This is a genomic window from Paenibacillus sp. SSG-1 (assembly GCF_002224835.1).
Lineage (GTDB): Bacteria > Bacillota > Bacilli > Paenibacillales > Paenibacillaceae > Paenibacillus_AQ > Paenibacillus_AQ favisporus.
In genome coordinates, this window is record NZ_MBRK01000001.1 from 1,641,244 (window position 1) to 1,662,810 (window position 21,567).

Consider the following 21,567-nt stretch of genomic DNA (forward strand, 5'->3'; position numbering starts at 1 on the left):
TGAAGGGAGAGAGCGCTGATATGTTTCAACGGATCTGCCATATCACTATATGTCTGGTGCTCTTGCTGTCCCTGTCAGGCTGCTGGGATATTAAGTTTCTGGACCAGCTCTCCATCGTTTTGGGCATTGGACTGGACGAAGATCCCGACAATCCGGATAACATACTCGTGACTCTGCAGGTGGTGGTGCCTAGCCAGGCTTCGGAGAGCAGTCCGGGCGGAGGCGGTGGAACCAGCGGCATTCCGGTGACGAAATATATCGGAAGGGGAAAAACTATGCTGGACGCATTGCAGAATATGGACAATGTCGCACCGCGCCGCTTTTATTTCGCCCACAACCAAATGATGATTATCGGTGAAGATTTGGCCAAAAAAGGGGTTTTTGATTTATTCGATTTGATTGACCGGGACCCGGAAATCCGGATCGATTTTTCTATGCTTGTCGCGAAACACGGGACAGCGGCCCAAGTATTGGAAACTTTGACGAACATGGAGAAATTGCCGGTGAAGCAAATGTACAAAACGCTAGAAAGCTACAATAAGCGGGCCAGCGCAGCCTATCCCGTCAGTATGAAGGATTTTATTCTCACATTGGACAATCCCATGGCAATGGCCGTCACCGGCAGCGTTGAGTTTGTCGGTGATCCTGAAAAGGCGGGAACGAAGGAAAATGTAGAGAAGATTTCACCTGACGGCTATTTGAGAATCGGAAATATGGCTGTGTTCAAAAACGGAAAGCTCGTGGGTTATTTAAACCAAAGCGAATCCAAGGGGCTTGCCATCATCAAAAATAAAGTGCAGCGGCTTGTCGTGCCGATTCCCGTTGAGGACGGAAAGGTACATGTCGCGATCCTTCACAGCAAGGCCTCGGTGAAAGCCCGGTTCAGCCGGGGCAAGCCTGAAGTCGTCATCCATATCAAGCAGAAGGCGAATGTGTTTGATGTGAACAGCCACAAAGTCAAGGTGGATAAAAAGGAAACGATCAGCTGGCTGGAAAAAGAAGCCGAACAGCAGGTTATCAAGATGGTGAACGGCACCATTTCGACCCTTCAGCATGAACTGGACAGTGATGCTCTGGGATATGGGAACCTGGTATATAAGGCCAGCCCGTCATACTGGAAAGCCAATAAGAAAGAATGGGACACGCTGTTCCCCGAAATCCGGACGGTCGTAAGTGCCGATGTGGAGATCTATTCGACGGGAGTCCGCAATCAATCCTATCTGCAAAATATGAAGTGAGGTGTTTCTTATGGGTCCCGATTATATCATTACCGCAGCAACCTTTGCAGCTGTGATCTTGAATTTTATTGCGCTCAGGCGGAAGGCGTCAAAAAAGGAACTATGGATTTCAACGACGATCATGCTGTTCGGTGGGTTTTTGTATATCATGCTGATCATGGACATCCCGCTGCCGTCTTTTGTGATCGTGATGGGCCATGTTTTCGGACCTATCGCCAAGCCGGTTATGCAATGGGTGTCGGAGGGCAAGGTGATCCATGGATAAGGGCAAAATTTCGGCTCTGCAGTTTGCTTTGATGATGTATTTGTATATTATCGGCACGGCCGCGCTCGTTCAGCCCCATATGCTGGTGTCCATTGCCGGACAAGACGCCTGGTTCAGCGTCATCATTGTTGGAATCATTCAGCTCGGTCTCATTACGCTCTATATGAAACTCGGTTTTCGGTATCCAAAACAGACGATTATCGAGTACGGCCGCATACTGACGGGTAAGTGGTTCGGTTCGGCCATAGCAGTCGTATATATGTTTTATTTTTTGATTTTGACCGCCTATGTGGCACGGAATATCGGCAATTTTATCGGCTCGGTCGTACTCCCTCAAACGCCGCTGGTTGTTAATATGGTGGTTATCTTAATCCCGGTGCTTTACGGCTGCTATTTAGGGATTGAAGTCATTGGAAGGACGGGGGAAATTTTGTATCCGTGGGCGATGGGCGTTTTTGTCATTACCGCGCTGCTCTTGATCCCTAAAATGCATCCGGGCGAGCTGTTTCCGATGTTTCCCGAAGGGGTAATCCCGGCGATTAAGGCGGGTTATCCACTGCTAGGTTTCCCTTCGCTGGAAATTTCCATCTGCCTCCTGTTGATCCCGTTTGTACAAAACCAGCAAAAAATAAAAAAATATTTTTATGTCACCAGCGTGGGGACTCTGATCTCCGGCGCACTGCTCAGCGTAATCACGATCATGGTGCTTGGCGTGGACATGACGGCCCGATCCCCTTATGCTGTCTATGACGTGGCACGCGAGATCCGGATTGAGCGGGTGTTGGAACGGGCAGAGGTCATTGTGGGCATTATCTGGCTGATTACATCGTTCATGAAGCTTCTGATTTGCTTCTATGGTACCGTGATTACAACCGTGCAGTGCTTTGACGTAATTAATTACAAGAGCTTGGTGATTCCCTTTTTCTTTTTGCTGCTGCCGTTGTCCCTTTGGGTTCTTCGGAATACGGCGGAGCTGGAATGGTCCGGAATCGTTTACCCGATGATGGCGGTGTTCCCGGGATTCGTTATACCGGCAGCGCTGCTGATCGTTGGGAATTTCCGCAGCCGGAATAAGCAAGGTTCGGAAGCGCAGACACCGCCGCAGTCACAGTCACAACCGCAATCACAGTCGCAGTCGCAGCCTCAGTCACAGATGCAGTCGCAGTCGCAGCCATATCCACAGCCTGAGTAACAATCCAGAATAAGGGCTTATCGACCAGGATACAAAATTGAATAGATTGGCTATTGACGTATCGCTGTATCTTGTTTTAATATAGGCACATAAGTGAATACTTGAAATTGGCGTGTTACCTTAATATTGGGCATGAGCCAAGAATCGATTCCTGCGTGGAGTCTATTCTTGGCTTTTTTTGTTGGTCTTTTGGGGAGGAGTGTGTGGCATTGAAGGGAGCTCCCAACGTTTTGAAATCGCTTCCGTTTCAAAGGTTATGTTCTCAGGCAGCTTCCAACCGCAAGCATATACCAGGTTCCACATAGTTCATCCGTTCCTGGACATAATGGAAAAGATCCTTTTTTCATAGCCCGGATGATGACAACCGATCGGAGATTCACGCAGATTTCGTCAAGGAGGAATATTCATGTTTTCAAAATGGAAATCCAAAAAGCAGCAAACGTTAGAGATTACGTCCCCGCTTACGGGTACGGCAGTACCGCTTGATCAGGTCCCGGATGAAGCTTTTGCAGGCGGACATATGGGCAGAGGGCTCGCCATTGAGCCTGCCGACGGCAAGCTGATCGCTCCGTTTGACGGCGTCGTGGCTCACGTGATCAAGTCCAAGCATGCGGTCATTGTAGAGCATGAGAACGGCCTGCAGTTCCTGTTTCATATCGGCATTAACACAGTAGGCCTGAAAGGCAGCGGATTTACAAGCCATGTCAATACGGGAGATAAAGTGAAGGCGGGGCAAGCGCTGATCGAATTCGACATCGAGGCAATTCGCGCGGCAGGTCTGCCGACCGTAACGCCAGTCATTATCACGAACAGCGAAGATAAAGTGGAGCAGATGGAAACGAAGCTGGGGGCGGTAACCGCCGGACAGACCGATATCCTGAGCGTTACGCTTAAATCCTAAAGCTACTTTCGACGAGAAGGGGATGACAGAACATGCTAGCATTTCTGCAAAAAATCGGGAAATCGCTGATGCTTCCGGTGGCGACGCTGCCGGCGGCGGCGATTCTGATGCGTTTTGGCAACATCGACTATATTAAGGACTTCCACCTGGGCAACCAGGTGGGATGGTTCCTGAACCACTACATTGCACCGTTTCTGGATGCCGGCGGATCGACGATCTTCGATAACCTGCCGCTCATCTTTGCCGTCGGGGTGGCTATCGGATTGACGGGTGACGCTGTCGCTGCGCTCTCTGCCGTCATCGGCCACATTATTCTCTTAAAGGTGCTGGTTAAGGTACCGCTTGCGTTTACGACTGTTATGGATAAAGGCGCGGAGCTTAACACAGGGGTTCTCGGGGGCATCATCGTCGGTCTGATTTCCGCCTTTTTATACAACCGTTTTCATAAAATCAAGCTGCCGGACTGGCTCGGATTTTTCGGCGGCAAACGCTTTGTGCCGATTATTACGTCTGTCACGATGGTATTCGTCGGCATCGTTCTCGGCCTCATCTGGGGGCCTATCCAGGACGTGCTGGATACGTTCGGCCGCTGGATCGTCAGCCTCGGAGGAATCGGCAGCGCGGTATATTTGATCGCAAACCGCCTGCTCGTTCCGTTCGGCCTGCACCATATTATCAACTCGATCGTCTGGTTCCAGATCGGGGATTATACCGACGCGGCAGGTAAGGTCGTTCACGGCGACCTGTACCGGTTCTTTGCGGGAGACAAATCCGCGGGCATGTTCATGACCGGCTTCTTCCCGATTATGATGTTCGGCCTGCCGGCAGCGGCACTAGCTATTATCCATACCGCCAAGAAGGAGAAGCGCAAGGCGGTGGCTTCGATCTTTATCGGTGCCGCAGTCGCTTCATTCCTGACAGGGATCACGGAACCGCTTGAATTTGCATTCATGTTCGTCGCTCCTGTACTATATGGTATACATGCAGTGCTGGCGGGGGTGGCCGGTTACGTGATGTATGCGCTGGGCGTGAAGCTCGGCTTCGGATTCTCGGCCGGATTTATCGACTATGCGCTGAACTATCCGCTGTCCACCAAGCCGCTGCTGCTCATTCCGGTAGGTCTGGTCTTCGCGGTCGTGTACTACGTCCTGTTCCGGGTGATGATCGTGAAGCTCAACCTGAAAACGCCGGGTCGGGAGGATGATGTTCAGGTGGCGGACGAAGCAATAGAAGGCGGCGCAGCAGATGCGGGCGTTGCGGCATCGGACAGCAAGGCAGCCAGAGTGCTCGCAAATATCGGGGGCACGGACAACATCGAGAGTATCGATGCATGCATTACCCGTCTGCGTCTTGTCGTCAAAGACGAGTCGGTCGTCAACGATCAGGGACTGAAGCAGCTCGGCGCTTCCGGCGTCATGCGGCTCGGCAAAGGCGCCGTCCAGGTGGTGTTCGGACCGCAGTCCGAGGTGCTGAAGGATGAAATTCAGAAGCTGATGTAATGACGTCGGCGGTATGACAAAGAGGCTCCCCATGAAGGGGAGCCTCTTTTGGCATTCGGCAGTGCATCAGGACGTCGTCCATTTTTCTTTCAGATCGTCATAAGCAGTGCTCCAGTGATACGGCTGAATTTCCGCCAACGTTTTGAAGACGAGCTCGCCGCCTGGGACCGTGACGGCGCATTTCACGTCTGGACCCCAATAAAATAAACGTTCCTGGCACACCCCGCAAGGAGAGAGCACCTTGTACGGCGACATCTCGTCATCCCGTGCCAAGCAGATGGAATGCGTTACCTTCTTGTTCAGCTTGTGGGCTTCCAATATAGCTCCCGTCTCCATACACAGATGAGTGGAGTCGTTGATGACTTCGGGAGCCACGCTGGTGAGGATCGTTCCGTCTATAAGCCGGACGGCTGCAGCGCCGCCCCAGCCTGTCGGATACCTTTTTCCGATAAGTTCAATAACTTCATCATACATTTGTTGCTCAATACTCATATTGACAGCCTCATTTCAAAAAATTGCAATCCCAGCATAAGTTGAGACCCCCAACGGGTTTAACCGATAATGATTTTCCCTTCCGGATGATTGTACGGCTCCTTCTTGTTGTCCCGGGTCAGCGCGTACGCAAGGGTAAGCGGACCCAATCGGCCCAGGTACATCAGGCAGATCACCCATACCTTGCCGAAGGGGCTGAGCTCGGTGGTCAGTCCCATGGAGATGCCTGTCGTGCCGAAGGCCGAAGCCGATTCAAACAGGATTGACATAAAATCATGGTCTTCCGTCACCGACAGCAGCATGGCAAACAGGATGATCAGCAGGATGGAAAGGAGCGTCAGCGTGATGGCTTTGTACACGACATCCTTGGCGATCCGTTTGCGGAACAGGACGACATCCTCCCGACCGCGGATCATCGCATGCACGGCACCGAGGAGCAGCACAAACGTCGTAATTTTGATCCCGCCTCCGGTCGAGCCGGGAGCTGCGCCGATGAACATCAACAGGATCATGAAGAACTGCGTTGACTGGTGAAGGCCGCCGATATCGACCGTATTGACACCGCCGGAGCGGGTCGTCACCGATTGGAACAGCGAAGCCCAAATCTTGCCGCCTGTATTAAGCGGACCCAACGTTCGCGGATTGTTGACCTCCATCAGGAAAATGATGAGGCCGCCGACGAAGACAAGCACTGCGGTCGCGCTGAGCACAACCTTGCTGTGCAGTGAAATTTTGCGGACCTTCGGGTATTCCAACAGGTCTGACAGCACGATAAAGCCGATCCCACCCAGAAAAATAAGTGCCATCAGGACGATATTCATAAACGGGTCGCTCACGAAGGAGGCCATACCGCTGAACGGTCCCTGCACGCTTCCCATCAAATCGAATCCGGCGTTGTTAAACAGCGAGATGCTGTGATAGACACCGAAATAGACGGCCTTGCCCAGCGGCAGAGAAAGGGAGAAGACATAATGGACCGCAAGCAGCAGTGCCCCCGCTACTTCGATCAGCAGGGAATACAGAATAACCTTCTTGACCAGCCGGACAACGCCGTCGATGGTGCCGTGGTTCAGCGCTTCCTGCAAAACCAGGCGCTCTCTCAGCGAAATCCGCTTGTTCAGCACGAGCGCGATCAGCGTTGCCATCGTCATGAAGCCGGTGCCGCCGACTTGGACCAATAGCAGAATAACGGTTTGTCCGAACACGGAAAAAGCCGTTCCCGTGTCGACGACTGTAAGGCCGGTCACGCAGGCGGCTGAAGTTGCCGTGAACAGCGCGTTCAGGGGCCCGATCGAGATGCCGGTAGCCGAGGCTGCCGGCAGCGTCAGAAGCAGGGCCCCGGCAGCGATCATGATCAGAAACCCGAACACCAGAATTTTAGGGGGCGTGAGCAGCCGTTTGGACCAATGCCCCCGGGTCATGCTTTTTTGTAAAATGAAACTCACCTCTTGCTGTGACTTAGATAGGTTTGGCAGACGAGCGGATCACCAGCTCCGACGGCAAAATTACCTTGCGGGACTCCGGAACCGAGCTGCCCCGAATCCGCTCCACCAGCAGCTGGATGCCCATGGCGCCAAACTGGTAAGCCGGCTGTGCCGCCACCGTCAGAAAGGGGTCCAGCGCCGACGAGAGATCGAGGTCGTCAAAGCAAACGACGGAGATGTCCTCCGGCACCCGGATGCCGCGCTCACGCAGATCCCGGATTACACCGACCGCCAATACGTTGTTGGCCGCAAAAATCGCGGTCGGAGGAGAAGGCTGCTCGAGCAGCTGCTCCAGATGATCATCCGCATGGTAATCGCGGTAGTTCTGGTGGATGATGAGCGTCTCATCCAACGGGATGCCCTGAAGGGCCAACGCCTCCGCGTATCCCTCATAACGGAGCCGGGCCGTAGAGACGTCGAGGGAGCCGTTGACAAGCGCGATGCGGCGATGGCCCAGCCCGATCAGGTAATCGACAAGCTTCCGGGCGCCTTCCTTGCTGTCTCCGCAGATCATATCCGACTCGATTCCGGGCACCGCCCGGTCCATAATGACGAACGGGATGTTGTGAGCCCGCAGCTTCTCGAGATTTTTCAGCGACAGGTCCCCTGCAGGAGCAAACAGCACGCCATCGACCCGCGTGGACAGGATCATGTCGACATAATCCTTTTCCTTCGCGTAATCCTCGTCACTGTTGCCGAACAGAAGGCGGTAGCCGTACTGTTTGGCACCGTCTTCGGCACCGCGGGCCAGGCTCGTATAGAACGGGTTGGTGATGTCCGTGATGAGCAGGGACAGAATTTGGGTCTGCTGCAGGACAAGGCTCCGGGCATTTGAATTCGGTATGTAATTAAGTTCTTCCATCACTTTTTTGACTTTGCGGCGTGTCTCCTCACTGATCCGCCCGGTGTTGTTGATGACCTTGGAGACCGTCATGGCCGAGACGTTGGCCTTTTGCGCTATATCGTAAATTGTTACCAATGTAAACCCCTCTTTGCTGTATATTCTATCAGAACCGCCCGGATAAAAGAAAATACGGATTGACAGTAATCGCTTTCATTGTTATTTTAAAGTTACCGATAACTCATTATACATTTTTTTAAGCATTTGACCCAGCATCATTGCAGCAGATCCAATTCAAGCAATCATGCAAGGCGTTTTGTACCTGGAGCTTAGGACGATCTAAAGAGCGGACGAGGCAGCGGGACCGGTATGTTATATAGAGCAGCAGCGTTGAAATTTCAGGAAAGCAGCCTTCTTTTTTTGAAGAGATCAGCACGTGTTTCGGTTTAGTGACGGTGCTCCGATCGATCCATGTCCCTTTCCTTCAGGCTTGTTCTGTATTCCCAAAATGCATGCCGTTTGACGTTTTTCATAGGAACGACGGATTGGAAGGCTGTATATTTTTTTGTTTTAGGGTTACCGGTAACCCCAATCGTAAGCAATGAAAAATCATAAGAAAAGCTGAGGAGGAAACAAACGATGTCCAACCAGAACGAAAGATGGAAGCACGGCTTCCCCAAGATCGGCATCCGGCCGACGATCGACGGCAGACGGAAGGGGGTTCGGGAGTCCCTGGAGGATATGACGATGAATCTGGCGAAGTCGGTCGCTGCTTTTCTGGGCGAACAGCTTCGCTACCCTGACGGTTCTCCGGTGGAATGCGTCATTGCGGACACCTGCATCGGAGGCGTGGCGGAAGCGGCGGCTTGCGCCGACAAATTCGCCAAAGCCGGCGTAGGCGTATCCATCACCGTGACGCCGTGCTGGTGCTACGGTACGGAAACGATGGACATGGATCCTTCGATTCCGAAGGCGGTATGGGGATTCAACGGTACGGAAAGACCGGGAGCGGTCTATTTGGCCGCCGTATTGTCTGCCCATGCGCAGAAGGGACTTCCGGCGTTCGGCATTTACGGGCGTGACGTGCAGGATCTGAACGATCCTTCGATTCCTGCCGACGTGCAGGAGAAGCTGCTGCGTTTTGCGAGAGCCGGTCTGGCTGCTGCAACGATGAAGGGCAAATCTTACCTGGCCATCGGCTCGGTGTCGATGGGCATCGCCGGCTCGATGATCGATCCGGACTTCTTCCAGGAATATTTGGGCATGCGCAACGAGTACGTGGACATGTCGGAGATTACGCGGCGGATCGAAGAGGAGATTTACGATCCGGAAGAGTTCAAGCTCGCCATGGCTTGGGTGAAGGAGAACTGCAATGAAGGGCCTGACAACAATCCTGAAGCGATCCGGACTTCGCGTGAGAAGAAGGATAAGGACTGGGAGACGGTTGTCAAAATGACGCAGATCGTACGCGACCTGATGGTGGGCAATCCGCGTCTGGCTAAGCTTGGCTTTGAAGAAGAGGCCATGGGCCATCACGCGATCGTGTCCGGCTTCCAGGGACAGCGGCAGTGGACAGACCACTTCCCGAACGGTGACTTCCATGAAGCGATACTGAATTCCTCGTTCGACTGGAACGGCATCCGGGCGCCTTATTTGGTGGCCACCGAAAATGACAGCCTGAACGGCGTATCGATGCTCTTCGGATACATGCTGACCAATACCGCGCAAATCTTTGCCGACGTCCGTACATACTGGAGTCCCGACGCGGTGAAGCGGGTGACCGGTCATGAGCTCGACGGAGCCGCGGCGAACGGTCTCTTGCATTTGATTAACTCCGGACCGGCGGCGCTGGATGGTACCGGGGAGCAGATGAAGGACGGCAAGCCTGCCTTGAAGCCGTTCTGGGAAATTACGCAGGAGGACGCGGACAACTGCCTCAAAGCCACGTCTTGGCGCCCGGCGGCGGTGGAATATTTCCGCGGGGGCGGCTTCTCGTCCGACTTCCTGACGCGCGGCGGCATGCCGGTAACGATGTCCAGACTGAACCTGGTCAAAGGGCTTGGTCCTGTCCTGCAAATTGCCGAAGGATATACGGTCGACCTGCCTGAGGAAGTGCATGACAAGCTGGATCAGCGGACCGACCCGACGTGGCCGACCACATGGTTTGCCCCGAACCTGACGGGCGAGGGAGCGTTCAAAGACGTGTATTCCGTGATGGATCACTGGGGAGCCAACCACGGTGCGATCAGCTACGGACATATCGGCGCGGACCTGATCACACTGGCTTCGATCCTGCGCATTCCGGTGAGCATGCACAACGTTTCGGAAGAGCAGGTATTCCGTCCGAGAGCCTGGGGGCTGTTCGGAACAAGCGATCCGGAGGGAGCGGACTTCCGGGCCTGCCAAAACTTCGGACCGCTGTACAAGTAAGCATTTTCTACGGGCGAGGTGAGGCTAATGGGTTCGCAATCCTTACACATGCTGGCGGTGGATTTTGGGGCAAGCAGCGGACGCGCCGTGACGGGTGCATTCAATGGCCGAACGCTGACCGTTAACGAGGTGCATCGTTTCAGTAACGAACCTGTTCGTCTCGGGGACCATTTCCACTGGGATTTTCTGCGGCTGTTCCATGAGCTGAAGCAGGGCATTCACGCTTCCCGGCGGATGGCGGGCGGTGCCCCGGTATCGGTGGCGGTGGACACCTGGGGCGTTGATTACGGCTTGGTGGATGCCAAGGGGAGACTGGCCGGCAACCCTTATCATTATCGGGACCTGCGGACAGAGCAGGTCATGCCGGAAGTGTTCTCAGCGATTCCGGAAAAGGAATTGTTCCGGATGACCGGCATCCGCTCCTCCTCGATCAACACGATTTACCAGCTGTATGCCGAGGAGAAGGTCCGCTCCGGCTATGGGGCGGACGGGTTAAAAATGCTGATGATGCCGGATCTGTTCCATTACTATTTGTCTGGCGTCATGGCCAATGAATATACGATTGCCAGCACGAGCGGACTGCTCGATCCGCGCAGCCGTACATGGCATAGCGGCATTCTGAACACGCTCTCCATTCCGGAATCGCTGTTCTCGGAGATCGTGATGCCGGGAACGATGCTGGGACAGCTGCGGCAGGACATCCGCGAGGAGCTGCAGGTGCCGGACATGGCGGTGATCGCCGCGGCGGGCCACGACACGGCGGCCGCGGTGGCGTCCGTTCCGGCGGGGGCTGCCCCGTATGCCTTCATCAGCTCCGGAACCTGGTCGCTGATGGGCATCGAGCTCGATCAGCCGGCGCTCAGCGATTACAGCCGGGACAGCCTCTTCAGCAATGAAGGGGGAGCGGGCGGCAAAATCCGGCTGCTCAAGAACATCATGGGGCTGTGGCTGCTGCAGGAGTGCCGTCGCACGTGGGCGCTGGAAGGCACGCCGCTCACGTACGACGAGCTGACCGAGCTGGCGCTGTCGGCGCCGGAGAACGGCAGCTATATCGACGCTGCCGACGCCGTCTTCCTGCCGCCGGGCGGTATGCCGCAGCGGATCCGCGAATACTGCCGGGACAGCGGGCAGAAGGTGCCGGAATCCCGCGCGGCCATCGTCCGCTGCATTGTCGAAAGTCTGGCGCTTCAATACCGCCAGACGCTGGACGAAATCGAGAAGCTCGCCGGAGAGCGGATGGAGCATATTCATATCGTCGGCGGCGGCATCCAGAACCGGCTGCTGTGCCAGCTGACGGCCAACGTTACCGGCCGTCCGGTGATTGCCGGGCCGGTGGAAGCCACGGCCATCGGCAATCTGATGATGCAGGCGCTGGCGCACGGCGAAGTGAAGGACCTTGCCGAGATCCGGCAGGTCGTTCTTGAATCCTTTCCGCCGGAAACCTACCTGCCGGAGGATGCGGCGATGTGGGAGGAACGCTACCAGCAGTACGTGAAGCTTTTTAAACGTCAAGAGACGGTATAAGTGTGTGTTCAAAAAGGTCGGTTTTCAGCACCGAGAAGATTGGATGAAGCTAGGGACTGAGGAGCAGAGCGTACGTGTGGGTACGTGAGCACCGGAAGGCCCGGCTGAATTCAAGATTCGATGCCGAATCAGCTTCCCGATTTACTTCGTGATCAAAAGCGGACTTTTTGAACAACCTCTATAAAGGAGAGTGGAGAGAAATGACTGTGCAACTTGAACAGCAAGTCAGGGAAGAGTTGACCAAGTATGCCCGGAAAACCGTAGCCAAAGGGCTGGTAGTGGGACCGGGCGGGAACATTAGCGCGAAAGCGGGTAACATCATGCTGCTGTCTCCGAGCGGGTTTGCACTTGAAGACATTGAGCCGGAGCAGTGGATCCGGGTGGAGATCGACTCCGGCAACGTGCTGGATCAAGAGGTGCGGCCGTCATCAGAGGTACTGATGCATCTGTTTGCCTACCGGGTGAATCCGGATATCCAGGCGATCGTGCATACCCATCCGGCCCACTGCATCGCGTTGACGCTGGTCTCGAAGGAGCTGCCGATGCTGTTCCCGGACCAGGCCGCACTTGTTGGCGACATCGCCTTTGTGCCCTACGTGCTGCCGACGACCGATCTGCTGGCCAATGCGGTCGCGGAGAAAGTCGGGGATCACAACTCGATTTTGCTCGAAAATCACGGACTTGTGACGACCGGGAAAAATCTGCGCGAAGCGTACTACCGGACAGAGGTGGTGGAGGAAAGCGCGAAGGTGTACCTCGCCGCCAAAGCGGTGGGCGAGCCGAAAGTGCTGACCGACGCCGAGTACAAAGAGATTCAGTCGCTCGAAAGCGAAGCCTACCGGGTGCAGCTCCTGCAGAAAATGAAGTGATATCCGGCTCTTGACATCGGTCTTGATCATCCTGTAAAGTATGGAAAAAACAAACCATGGTTTGTCAAATTTTCAAAGCGATGATCAAGAGCAACAGTTCATGAGGACCGGCGTTTTCCAGAGAAGAAACCCCTGGCTGAAAGGTTTCCGCGCACGGACATGAGCTTCCCGTCTTGTAGCTGCCGTGATGAAAGAATCTGCAGGTTCGAGTACTCATGGCCGGGTGATCCCGTTATGTTGCCAATTAAGGACTGCCGTACTTGCGGCGGTTGAATACAGGGTGGTACCACGAACACATTCGTCCCTTCAGGACGGATGTGTTTTTTGTTGTTTGAGATTGAGTTTGTGTTTGTCGCGAATATGTGCTGCATTAAAAGATACGAGGAGGCTGATCGGCGATGAGCCGTTATATTATTAAGCAAACGTCCCTGCTGATCCCAACGCTGCGCGAAGCGCCTGCCGAAGCGGAAGCGCGAAGCCACCAGCTGCTGCTCCGGGCGGGCTTTATCCGGCAGCTGGCTGCGGGGATTTACAGCTACCTGCCGCTTGGCTGGCGCGTGCTGCGCCGGATTCAGACAATCGTCCGTGAAGAAATGGACCAGGCCGGGTTCCAGGAGCTGCACCTGCCGGCGATGCAGCCGGCCGAGCTGTGGGAGCGCTCCGGACGGTACGGGGCCTACGGGGCGGAGCTGATCCGCCTGCAGGACAGGCATGAGCGCGATTTTGTGCTCGGACCGACGCATGAGGAGGTCATCACGGCGCTTGCTGCGAGCGAGGTGAATACGTACCGCAAGCTCCCGCTTCGCCTGTACCAAATCCAGACGAAGTTCCGGGATGAGCGGCGTCCGCGCTTCGGATTGCTCCGGGGGCGCGAGTTCCTAATGAAGGATGCGTATTCGTTTGACCGCAGCTGGGAGGAGCTGGACCGGACCTATCAGGCGGTCCGGGATGCTTACCGCCGCATCTTCACCCGCTGCGGCCTGAAGTTCAGCATGGTGGAAGCGGAGGCGGGAGCCATCGGCGGTGAAGGGGAAACGCACGAGTTCATGGCGCCCGCGGAAATCGGCGAGGATACGATCGTCAGCTGCCTGGCCTGCGGGTATGCGGCCAATCTGGAGAAGGCCGCTGCGGCTGCCGGAGAACGTGCGGCGGATGAAGCGGAACGCCAAGCTCCCGCAATCGAAAAAGTCGCCACGCCGAACACAAGGACGATCGAAGAAGTGAGCGCCTTCCTTGGGGTGCCTTCATCACATATTTTGAAGACGATGATTTATATGGCTGACGATAAGCCAGTCGCTGCCGTCGTACGGGGAGATCATGAAGTCAACGAGAATAAGCTTGCCGCAGCGATTGGGTGTGTGACGCTTGAACTCGCCGACCCGCAGGAGGTGCTGAAGGTGACGGGAGCACCTCACGGTTATGCTGGACCTGTCGGCCTTGATATCCCTGTATATTTGGATCGCGATGCCGTGCTGCACGGCGGCGCGGCAGCCGGAGCGGGGGAGGAACATGCGCACGTGCGGAACGTGGTGCCGTTCCGGGATTTTCAGCCGGCGCATATTGGCGATTACCGCAGCGTGCAGGAGGGGGACCGCTGTCCGAACTGCGGGGAGACGCTGCATTTTGCCAAAGGCATCGAAGTAGGCCACGTCTTCAAGCTGGGCACCAAATACAGCAGCGTTCTCGATGCCGGATATACGGACGAAGCCGGCCGGGAGCAGACGATGATCATGGGCTGTTACGGCATCGGCATTTCCCGCCTCCTTTCGGCAGTGGCCGAGCAATCGCCCGCGGAACAAGGGATGTGCTGGCCACTCGGCATTGCCCCGTATTCTGTGCATCTGATTCCCGTCTCCGCCCAGGATCCGGATCAGGCGGCGGTTGTGGACCAGATTGCCAAGGAGCTTGCGCGGCAGGGCGTGGAATGCCTCGTCGATGACCGGGAGGAGCGGCCGGGTGTGAAGTTCAAGGATGCCGACTTGATCGGCCTGCCGCTTCGCATTGTCGTAGGCAAACGGGCCGGGGAAGGCGTCGTCGAGTGGACAGACCGCAGGGCCGGTGGACGGACTGAGGTAGCGTGGCAGGAGGCTGCGCGGCTGGCTGCTGGAATTTGTTCCGCGTCGTGGGAAACTCTATAATAGAAGGGATTGTGCCTGCACACAGGAATGGAATTTCCTGGGCAGATTAACCCTATGTATTGCTATGATGGAGGAAGCTATGACAATCAGACCCGCAAAACGAGAAGACGCGCATCATGCCGCCCGGCTGCTGTACGATGCGCTGCACGATGTTGCGCATCAATTAACCGGAGAGGACAGCGAGGAATCCGTGCTGGCCGCGCTTGAAGCCTATTTTGCCGCCGAGGAAGGCCGCCTTGGCTACAATCAGACGCTGGTGAAAGAACTGGATGAACGTCCGGTAGGCCTTGTGGTGGCATATGGAGGCGATCAGGCGGCGGAGCTGGACCGGCCCATCCTTGCGAGGCTGCGTACCATGAAGCAGAACCCGGATTTGCAGCTGGATAAGGAAGCGGACCTCGACGAATATTACATCGACACGCTTTCGGTCTCGCCGGAGTATGGCGGACGGGGGATCGGCACGTCCCTGATTCGGGCAGCCGAGGAACGGGCAAGTGCATACGGATACGCTAAAATCGCCATGGCGGTTGTCACGGATAACACGAAGGCCCATTCGCTGTACCTGAAGCTCGGATATCAGACCGATAAAAACATTATGATTAACGGCCATGTGTATTATCATATGGTCAAACATTTGGGCTGAAGTCAGCCCACGAAGAATGAACAGAAAAAGGACAGCCGGCGGGCTGTCCTTTGCTGCATTTATATACTGGCAGCGGTCATTTCAGGCACATCAAGCCTTCGTTTCCCGGATCGGTTCAAAGATCGCCACCTGCCGCTTGCCGACCTTGAAATGCTGAAGCCGCTTATAACTGGCATGCCCTAGCTTCTGGCTTTTGTCCGCGATCATCGCGACGACCGCACCTTCGCTGCTGAGCAGCGGATAGATATGCTCAAATAAAGCGGACACCGGGTCGGCGTCGCCGCTTTCCCAGCTGACGAGATCCCCGTAGGGAAGGTCGGTCAGCACGAGATGGATCGGCTGATCGACGTGATCCAGGTGATGCGGCTCCGTAATATTGTCCTGAAAAACGACGCTTGCGTCCAAAGTCAGGCCCGAGACTGCAGACTCAAGGCGGGCCAAGCTCTCCAGCGCTTCCTTATGCGAAGGTTTGCCGTAGTTTCCGTACAGCTCCCGCAGTTGGAGCTCCCGTTCGGTGAGCCCCTGCTTCGTCAGGAGCGCCAAATTTTTGCCCGCGACGGACAGGGCGTTCGGATCGACATCCGAGGCATACATCCGCCGGACCTTAGTTCCGTGAAGAAGACCGGTTATGGTCAGCAGGTAGGCTCCGCCGCAGCAGGGATCGTATAGGGTATAAGGGCCGGAAATTCCCCGATCCTCCAGGATGCCGAAGCACCGCTGGACGATTTCGCTTCCGAGCCGCACCGGGAAGGAGGTCACGCCGGGGGCATTATAGAGTACCCTGCCGCTGGCGTAGTCCTCGTAGCTGCCCGCTTTTGTTTCATACAAGTATTCCATATCGTTTACCTTTCAGCCGTTGGTGTGTTTGCGTTTTTTAAGAGATCAGAAAGTATAGTAGTTATTCATTCTATGTAACTGGTAATAACATTGTAGCACGGGAAGGGTCTCCGCCCAAATGCCGCACAAAAGAAACGCGAAAAAGCCTCACGAAGGACTCAAGATCGTCCGGCAAATCGCAAGCCTTCCTTCTAAGCTCTTCGCTATTCCGCCGCCTGCTCGAGGCCCGGCCATTCTTCCGCCGTCACGGCAAGCAGGACATGATCCTCCCACACGCCGTTAATTTGCAAATACCGCTCCGCAAGGCCTTCCCGGCGGAAGCCTGCTTTTTCCAGAACGCGCAGCGACCGCAGGTTCCGCGGCATGACGCCGGCCTGCACCCGGTGCAGCCCGAGGCTTCGAAACGCATGATCCACGCTCATGCGGACGGCCGCGGTCATATAGCCTTTTCCGTTTTGATCCTGGGCCATAAAGTAGCCGATGTTGGCGTTTTGAAATACGCCCCGCGCAAATGCCGTCAAGGCAACCCGGCCGATCAGCCGGTGCGATTCCTTTAAAAAGATGCCCAGTACACAAGCCTGATCCAGCTCAGCGCCCGTGATGCCGTTCCACACGTCCTTGACCTGTCCTTCCAGCGTCCAGAACGATTCGGGACGAATCGGTTCGAAGGGCTGAAGAAAGTCGCGGTTATTTCGGCGCAGCGTAAAAAGCGCCTCTGCATCCTCTTCCACCAGCTCTCTTAAATAAATGGCCTCATGCTGATCCAGCAGCATTACAATCCCTCCTTAAATGTAATATCGGTCGATGGCATTCCAACTATATTTCCGGCCGCTTCATATCGGCAATCTGGATGCCTGCTTACAGTAATATAAGTCTAATTTCCAGGGCTGTCCATGGCAAATGCTGTCGTATCTTCCCGTTTTCATTCCACTTTACTATGACGGTTTTTATACCATATCTACCAATATTTAGCGATCAAATCGTCCGCATCTTTTTGATAGGATAAGAGTAAGCATTCTATGAAAGAAAATCTATTCTATGAAAAGTGAGGCACCCTCCCTTGATTAAACCGCAAAAGTTAGTAACCTTATTTGCAGCATTCATGCTGGCCGCAAGTACTGGACCGGTATATGCCGCATCCGGCAGCTCGAGTCTGCCTTTTCATGACATTTCGGGGAGCTTCGCCCGGGATGAAATCGTCGACCTCGTTCACGAGGGCGTTGTTGAAGGAACGGGAGGGGGAGCGTTTGAACCGCGCAAAACGGTGACGCGTGCCGAGTTTACCGCCATGACGGACCGATTGCTTAAATTGAAGGAAGTGGACGGGGACATCCCGGCTTTTCGTGATGTTCCGCGCACATCCTGGTATTACGGCTGGGTGCAGGCCGGACTGAACCTTGGCATTGTTCAGGGGAAAAGCGACAGCACCTTTGAGCCGAAGGCGAATATTACCCGGGAGGAAGCCGCAGTCCTGATCGTTCGCGCGCTGAAAAAGGAACCGGCTGCGGTCAGCGCAGGGCAGCTGCCGTATCAGGATGCCGCGAGCATTTCCGCATGGGCGCGCCCTTATGTCAAAGCCGCGGCTTCACTAGGCCTGATGGAAGGAGCGGACGGAAAATTCCGCCCCAAAGCTAATATGACCCGCGAAGAAACGGCGGCCGTGCTTGACCGCGTGCTGCAAATTTCGTCATGGGATCAGGCGATCCATTCCACGCCGGCGTCCTCTCTGCAGGTCGGATGGCAGAACGGTTTGACCATCTCCCAGTTTATCGCCAAGGTGAAGGCATCCAACGTCAACACGATCGTACCCCGTTGGTTTTTTCTGGAGGAGGGGACCGGCTCCTTGTCCAACCACGTAGACGCCAGCCTGTTGAACTGGGCGAAGCAGAATCATAAAAAAGTGTGGGCGCTCCTCGGCAATCATTCGGATCCCGAGCTGACGGACGATATTTTGACCGATCCTGCGAAAAAAAGCAGCGTGATCAGACAGCTGACCGCTTATGTCAAAACCTACGGGCTGAACGGCATCAACGTCGATTTTGAAAATGTCAGCCCTCAGGACCGTGAAGCGCTGACGGCGTTCGTGACGGAGCTGGACCAAAGCCTGCGTACCGTGGGCGGCGTCGTATCGATCGACGTGTCGCCGGACCTCGGAACCGACTGGACGGAAGCCTTCGATTACAAGGCGTTGGGACAGGCGGCGGATTATATCATTCTGATGGGTTACGATGAGCATTGGGGCGGCGACCCGATCGCCGGGTCCGTATCTTCTTACCCTTGGGTAGAAAGCGCGCTGGACAAGCTTCTTCGCTCCGTGCCATCGTTCAAGACGATCCTGGCCCTGCCATTCTATACCCGGGACTGGACGCTGAAAGAAGGAGGAGCCACTTCGGAAGAATTGAACCTGGCACAGCAGGGCGTCCGCACGCGTTCCGTGGCCTATAACCGCAGCTGGGACGACAACCTGGGGCAGTACGTTTTCAAATATCAAAAACAGGGATATACCCATAAAATATGGATTGAGGACAGCCGGTCCATCACGAAAAAATATGTTATGGCAGCCGACCGGGGAGTAGCCGGTTACGCTTTCTGGTATATGGGGGCGGAGACGCCTGACGTATGGACGGCGATGTCCAATGCGGCAAGGTATGCTTCCTACTAATTCATGACCAGTAAAATAAGTGGAGTCTGATCTTGGGATAGATCAGGCTCTATTTTTATATTAAAGTTCAATAAAATTAGAATGTAATGTTCTATAATTATTGAATATCTTAAACTGATCGATTAGAATAAAAACATATTAGTCCAGATTTTGGAATTCACCGGTATCGATACTATGGAATTTTGGAAGGAGAATAGGGATGAACTTGCTGGATCTTTCCTTTAAAAGAACGAGCTATGAGGCCAAAGTGTTGTCCTCCATCTGGTATGAGTGCGCGCTGGGAGCAGCCGTGCTGACCTATCCGAAGCTTCACGGGTCGCTGGACAAGCCCGGCGAATATTATGCCCAGCTGCGCCAAAGAGCCAGCAGCCGGCTCGAAGCCGAGCTTCAGTTCTGCCAGGAGCATAACACCTGGAAAATGCTGCTCCAGCTGCTGCATTTCTTGAACTGCGAGACGATTGAAAGCTTTGCAATGGAGACTCATGCTCTAAGCAGGGAGGAGTTCCGCTTTCTTGTGCTCCCGTACCTGGAGACAGCTTTGGAGCCAGCCCGCAGACGGGCGGCGGAAGGAGACGCGGCTGGTGCGGAAGAGATGATGGGTGCCTGCCGCGGACACCGTTTTTTTCCACAATTGATTCATGATGTGATGACGACGGATGCCGATACGCTAAGGGACCATCTGATTGCTCTGCTGCAGCTGTGGGACGCGGAGTTTATGGAACGCGAGCGGGAGATAACGGCGGCCGTGCTGAAGCGGGATGCGGAGGAGAAGGAGGCCTGGCTTCGGACGCTTTCACCTGAGGAGGCTGTCCTGAGGGCAACCGGTGTGGAGTATGCCCCCGAGCCGGGGGTTCAGCAGGTGCTGCTCATTCCTCATATCATTTATAGGCCGTTTACGGTCGAGGCTTCACTGCCGCAAACGAAGGTATTCTATTATCCTGTCAGCGATACCAGCCTGCCGGGGCTCCGGGATCCTTACGAGCCGCCGTCCAGGCTGGTGCAGATCTACAAGGCGCTGGGAGATGACAAAAGGCTCCGCGCCTTGAAGCTGATCGCCGGGAAGGACCGGACGCTGAAGGAGCTGACCGACGCCCTTGGGCTGGGGAAAACGACGGTGCATCATCATCTGGCCGTTCTGCGCGCAGCCGGGCTCATCCGGGTGAAGGGCGGCAGCTATGCCTGGAATCCGCAGTCACTTCACCATCATGAACGGGAGCTGAACGAATTTTTGACTGGCAGCCATGATCAATAGGCAGAACCCGGAACAAGCGGAGGGTGATTACGCACAGCCGAGGCAGTGGCCGCAAAATTTCGCATGGCTGTATGCGGACCAGCTGCTGTCCATGTTCGCTGGCACCTGCGGTACGTTTATCCTCTCCTGGCTGCTGTATGAGGTGACAGGCTCCACAGTGGCGATGGGAGGGCTGTGGCTGATCAGCTTCGCTTCCCAATGGGGCGTTCAGCTGCTTGCCGGTCCCCTGATCGACCGGTGGAAAAGAACGGCGGTCATGAAGCTGTCGGAAGCCGTCCGGGCTGCGGTTTATCTTGCCGCGGGCCTGATGTGGATAGCCGGGGAAAGACAGTCATATATATTGTATACGGCGTCTTGGATCAGCTCGTTTGTCATGTACGACCTTGCTTCCGGTGCCCTGCTTCCGAAGCTGGTAAGGCATGAGGAAGAATTGACCCGCAAAAATGCATGGATGTCGGGAAGCGTGCAGCTGATGCGGACCTTAGCCTTCCCGCTGGCGGGTCTTGGCGTACAGGTCCTTGAACCGGGAGCACTCCTTCTGATCCTGTCTTTGCTGTTTGTCGGCTCTTTCCTGTGCATCTGCTGCATTCGGGAGGGGCCACCTGCCTACGATGCTTCTCCTGAACAAGGCCGGTCAGGCGCGGGAGCGGCTTGGTTCGGTCAGGTCCGGGCCGGATGGAAGGTATTTTCGGGCAACCGCCTGCTGGTTGCACTCGCGATGTTTGTCTCCGTTACAAGCTTTGGCGTAGCGGCTACGCAGGCGATGTATATCCCGTACGTCTCGGAGGTGCTTGGCGGCGGCGCGGCGGAATATGGCTGGTTTACGGCCGCATTTCCCTGCGGGTATGTGCTGGGCAGCTGGGCAGCCGGCAGAATAAAGGGAACCTCACCGATGCTTGGCACCATGCTCACCGCTCTCCTGACCGGCGGGGCGACTTACGTCGGGCTGTCGCTCGTTCGCAGCCTGCCTGCTGCCTTGGTGATCGAGCTGGCTGCGGGGATCGCGATGCCGTTCTGGAATGTCTTCAGCAGTAATGCTTTCTACAGGCTGGTCCCTGAGCAGGTCCTTGGGCAGGTTTTATCGATGCGGCTGCTGCTCGTCAAATCTGCCGGACCGCTTGGTATCCTCTACGGCACTTTTTGCGCTGCGGCGTACGGAATTCCCCGGCTGTTCCTGACGGTCGGACTGCTCATTATGGCTGTGACGGGAATCGGTGTGGTCTGGACGATGATTTTCAGACATAATCCGGCGGGTGAATTGAGAAAATATCCATAGGAAAACAACCGTTTTACATACCAC

General features: G+C 55.3%; 18 protein-coding genes. 13 read left to right on the forward strand and 5 right to left on the reverse strand.

What is annotated here, in order from left to right; genetic code table 11:
- Positions 1-20 precede the first annotated feature (20 nt).
- From BCV73_RS07730 to nagE, 5 genes are all read left to right on the forward strand, one after another.
- Positions 21-1,238, forward strand: a complete 1,218-nt coding sequence (locus BCV73_RS07730) for a Ger(x)C family spore germination protein (protein ID WP_179231922.1) — start codon at positions 21-23, stop codon at positions 1,236-1,238.
- 10 nt (positions 1,239-1,248) lie between these two features.
- Entirely contained in the window at positions 1,249-1,503 is a 255-nt protein-coding gene (locus BCV73_RS07735; protein ID WP_076167713.1) for a hypothetical protein, read from the forward strand.
- The gene (locus BCV73_RS07740; RefSeq protein ID WP_089546641.1) at positions 1,496-2,695 is read left to right on the forward strand and encodes a GerAB/ArcD/ProY family transporter; all 1,200 of its coding nucleotides are present in this window, start codon (positions 1,496-1,498) and stop codon (positions 2,693-2,695) included. Before BCV73_RS07735 ends, BCV73_RS07740 begins: the two co-directional genes overlap by 8 nt.
- Before the next feature lie 406 nt (positions 2,696-3,101).
- Positions 3,102-3,596, forward strand: coding sequence for a PTS sugar transporter subunit IIA (locus BCV73_RS07745; RefSeq protein WP_089546642.1), 495 nt, complete (start codon positions 3,102-3,104; stop codon positions 3,594-3,596).
- Between the two features lie 32 nt (positions 3,597-3,628).
- Entirely contained in the window at positions 3,629-5,095 is a 1,467-nt protein-coding gene (nagE, locus tag BCV73_RS07750) for an N-acetylglucosamine-specific PTS transporter subunit IIBC (RefSeq protein ID WP_089546643.1), read from the forward strand.
- A 66-nt stretch (positions 5,096-5,161) separates the two neighbouring features.
- On the opposite strand, the gene BCV73_RS07755 is transcribed toward nagE, so the two are convergent.
- From BCV73_RS07755 to BCV73_RS07765, 3 genes are read right to left on the reverse strand one after another with little or no spacing between them, the layout of a single operon-like run.
- Positions 5,162-5,587 carry a cytidine deaminase gene (locus tag BCV73_RS07755; RefSeq protein ID WP_089546644.1) on the reverse strand — a complete coding sequence of 142 codons (426 nt, stop codon included), beginning with the start codon at positions 5,585-5,587 and terminating at the stop codon, positions 5,162-5,164.
- Positions 5,588-5,646: 59 nt separating this feature from the next.
- Entirely contained in the window at positions 5,647-7,008 is a 1,362-nt protein-coding gene (locus tag BCV73_RS07760; protein WP_089546645.1) for a TrkH family potassium uptake protein, read from the reverse strand.
- Between the two features lie 37 nt (positions 7,009-7,045).
- Complete coding sequence (locus BCV73_RS07765) at positions 7,046-8,050, reverse strand: LacI family DNA-binding transcriptional regulator (protein ID WP_076167698.1); 1,005 nt, start codon at positions 8,048-8,050, stop codon at positions 7,046-7,048.
- A 501-nt stretch (positions 8,051-8,551) separates the two neighbouring features.
- Here BCV73_RS07765 and BCV73_RS07770 point away from each other — a divergent pair.
- The 5 genes from BCV73_RS07770 (at position 8,552) to BCV73_RS07790 (ending at position 15,516) form a co-directional block, all read left to right on the forward strand.
- Positions 8,552-10,342 carry an L-fucose isomerase gene (locus BCV73_RS07770; protein ID WP_089546646.1) on the forward strand — a complete coding sequence of 597 codons (1,791 nt, stop codon included), beginning with the start codon at positions 8,552-8,554 and terminating at the stop codon, positions 10,340-10,342.
- 48 nt (positions 10,343-10,390) lie between these two features.
- Complete coding sequence (locus tag BCV73_RS07775; RefSeq protein WP_256992770.1) at positions 10,391-11,866, forward strand: rhamnulokinase; 1,476 nt, start codon at positions 10,391-10,393, stop codon at positions 11,864-11,866.
- Between the two features lie 200 nt (positions 11,867-12,066).
- Positions 12,067-12,735 (forward strand): class II aldolase/adducin family protein, encoded by a 669-nt coding sequence (locus tag BCV73_RS07780; RefSeq protein WP_076167690.1) that lies wholly within the window; start codon positions 12,067-12,069, stop codon positions 12,733-12,735.
- Positions 12,736-13,148: 413 nt separating this feature from the next.
- Complete coding sequence (locus BCV73_RS07785) at positions 13,149-14,873, forward strand: proline--tRNA ligase (protein ID WP_089550148.1); 1,725 nt, start codon at positions 13,149-13,151, stop codon at positions 14,871-14,873.
- Between the two features lie 79 nt (positions 14,874-14,952).
- Positions 14,953-15,516, forward strand: coding sequence for a GNAT family N-acetyltransferase (locus tag BCV73_RS07790; protein ID WP_089546648.1), 564 nt, complete (start codon positions 14,953-14,955; stop codon positions 15,514-15,516).
- A 90-nt stretch (positions 15,517-15,606) separates the two neighbouring features.
- Here BCV73_RS07790 and BCV73_RS07795 read toward each other — a convergent pair whose 3' ends face one another.
- Both BCV73_RS07795 and BCV73_RS07800 read right to left on the reverse strand, forming a co-directional pair.
- Complete coding sequence (locus tag BCV73_RS07795) at positions 15,607-16,353, reverse strand: hypothetical protein (protein ID WP_089546649.1); 747 nt, start codon at positions 16,351-16,353, stop codon at positions 15,607-15,609.
- Positions 16,354-16,556: 203 nt separating this feature from the next.
- Positions 16,557-17,126 (reverse strand): GNAT family N-acetyltransferase, encoded by a 570-nt coding sequence (locus BCV73_RS07800; RefSeq protein WP_089546650.1) that lies wholly within the window; start codon positions 17,124-17,126, stop codon positions 16,557-16,559.
- 287 nt (positions 17,127-17,413) lie between these two features.
- Here BCV73_RS07800 and BCV73_RS07805 point away from each other — a divergent pair, with 287 nt between their 5' ends.
- From BCV73_RS07805 to BCV73_RS07815, 3 genes are all read left to right on the forward strand, one after another.
- Entirely contained in the window at positions 17,414-19,015 is a 1,602-nt protein-coding gene (locus BCV73_RS07805) for an S-layer homology domain-containing protein (RefSeq protein WP_256992771.1), read from the forward strand.
- A 199-nt stretch (positions 19,016-19,214) separates the two neighbouring features.
- The gene (locus BCV73_RS07810; RefSeq protein ID WP_089546651.1) at positions 19,215-20,267 is read left to right on the forward strand and encodes an ArsR/SmtB family transcription factor; all 1,053 of its coding nucleotides are present in this window, start codon (positions 19,215-19,217) and stop codon (positions 20,265-20,267) included.
- Positions 20,257-21,543, forward strand: coding sequence for an MFS transporter (locus BCV73_RS07815; protein ID WP_089546652.1), 1,287 nt, complete (start codon positions 20,257-20,259; stop codon positions 21,541-21,543). Before BCV73_RS07810 ends, BCV73_RS07815 begins: the two co-directional genes overlap by 11 nt.
- The last annotated feature ends 24 nt before the right edge of the window (positions 21,544-21,567 follow it).

What these genes read in the sequence shown, in the direction of transcription:
- BCV73_RS07730 (WP_179231922.1), top strand. Translation starts at nt 21, where the DNA reads ATGTTTCAACGGATCTGCCATATCACTATATGTCTGGTGCTCTTGCTG.
- BCV73_RS07735 (WP_076167713.1), top strand. Translation starts at nt 1,249, where the DNA reads ATGGGTCCCGATTATATCATTACCGCAGCAACCTTTGCAGCTGTGATC.
- BCV73_RS07740 (WP_089546641.1), top strand. Translation starts at nt 1,496, where the DNA reads ATGGATAAGGGCAAAATTTCGGCTCTGCAGTTTGCTTTGATGATGTAT.
- BCV73_RS07745 (WP_089546642.1), top strand. Translation starts at nt 3,102, where the DNA reads ATGTTTTCAAAATGGAAATCCAAAAAGCAGCAAACGTTAGAGATTACG.
- nagE (WP_089546643.1), top strand. Translation starts at nt 3,629, where the DNA reads ATGCTAGCATTTCTGCAAAAAATCGGGAAATCGCTGATGCTTCCGGTG.
- BCV73_RS07755 (WP_089546644.1), bottom strand. Translation starts at nt 5,587, where the DNA reads ATGAGTATTGAGCAACAAATGTATGATGAAGTTATTGAACTTATCGGA.
- BCV73_RS07760 (WP_089546645.1), bottom strand. Translation starts at nt 7,008, where the DNA reads ATGACCCGGGGGCATTGGTCCAAACGGCTGCTCACGCCCCCTAAAATT.
- BCV73_RS07770 (WP_089546646.1), top strand. Translation starts at nt 8,552, where the DNA reads ATGTCCAACCAGAACGAAAGATGGAAGCACGGCTTCCCCAAGATCGGC.
- BCV73_RS07775 (WP_256992770.1), top strand. Translation starts at nt 10,391, where the DNA reads ATGCTGGCGGTGGATTTTGGGGCAAGCAGCGGACGCGCCGTGACGGGT.
- BCV73_RS07780 (WP_076167690.1), top strand. Translation starts at nt 12,067, where the DNA reads ATGACTGTGCAACTTGAACAGCAAGTCAGGGAAGAGTTGACCAAGTAT.
- BCV73_RS07790 (WP_089546648.1), top strand. Translation starts at nt 14,953, where the DNA reads ATGACAATCAGACCCGCAAAACGAGAAGACGCGCATCATGCCGCCCGG.
- BCV73_RS07795 (WP_089546649.1), bottom strand. Translation starts at nt 16,353, where the DNA reads ATGGAATACTTGTATGAAACAAAAGCGGGCAGCTACGAGGACTACGCC.
- BCV73_RS07800 (WP_089546650.1), bottom strand. Translation starts at nt 17,126, where the DNA reads ATGCTGCTGGATCAGCATGAGGCCATTTATTTAAGAGAGCTGGTGGAA.
- BCV73_RS07810 (WP_089546651.1), top strand. Translation starts at nt 19,215, where the DNA reads ATGAACTTGCTGGATCTTTCCTTTAAAAGAACGAGCTATGAGGCCAAA.
- BCV73_RS07815 (WP_089546652.1), top strand. Translation starts at nt 20,257, where the DNA reads ATGATCAATAGGCAGAACCCGGAACAAGCGGAGGGTGATTACGCACAG.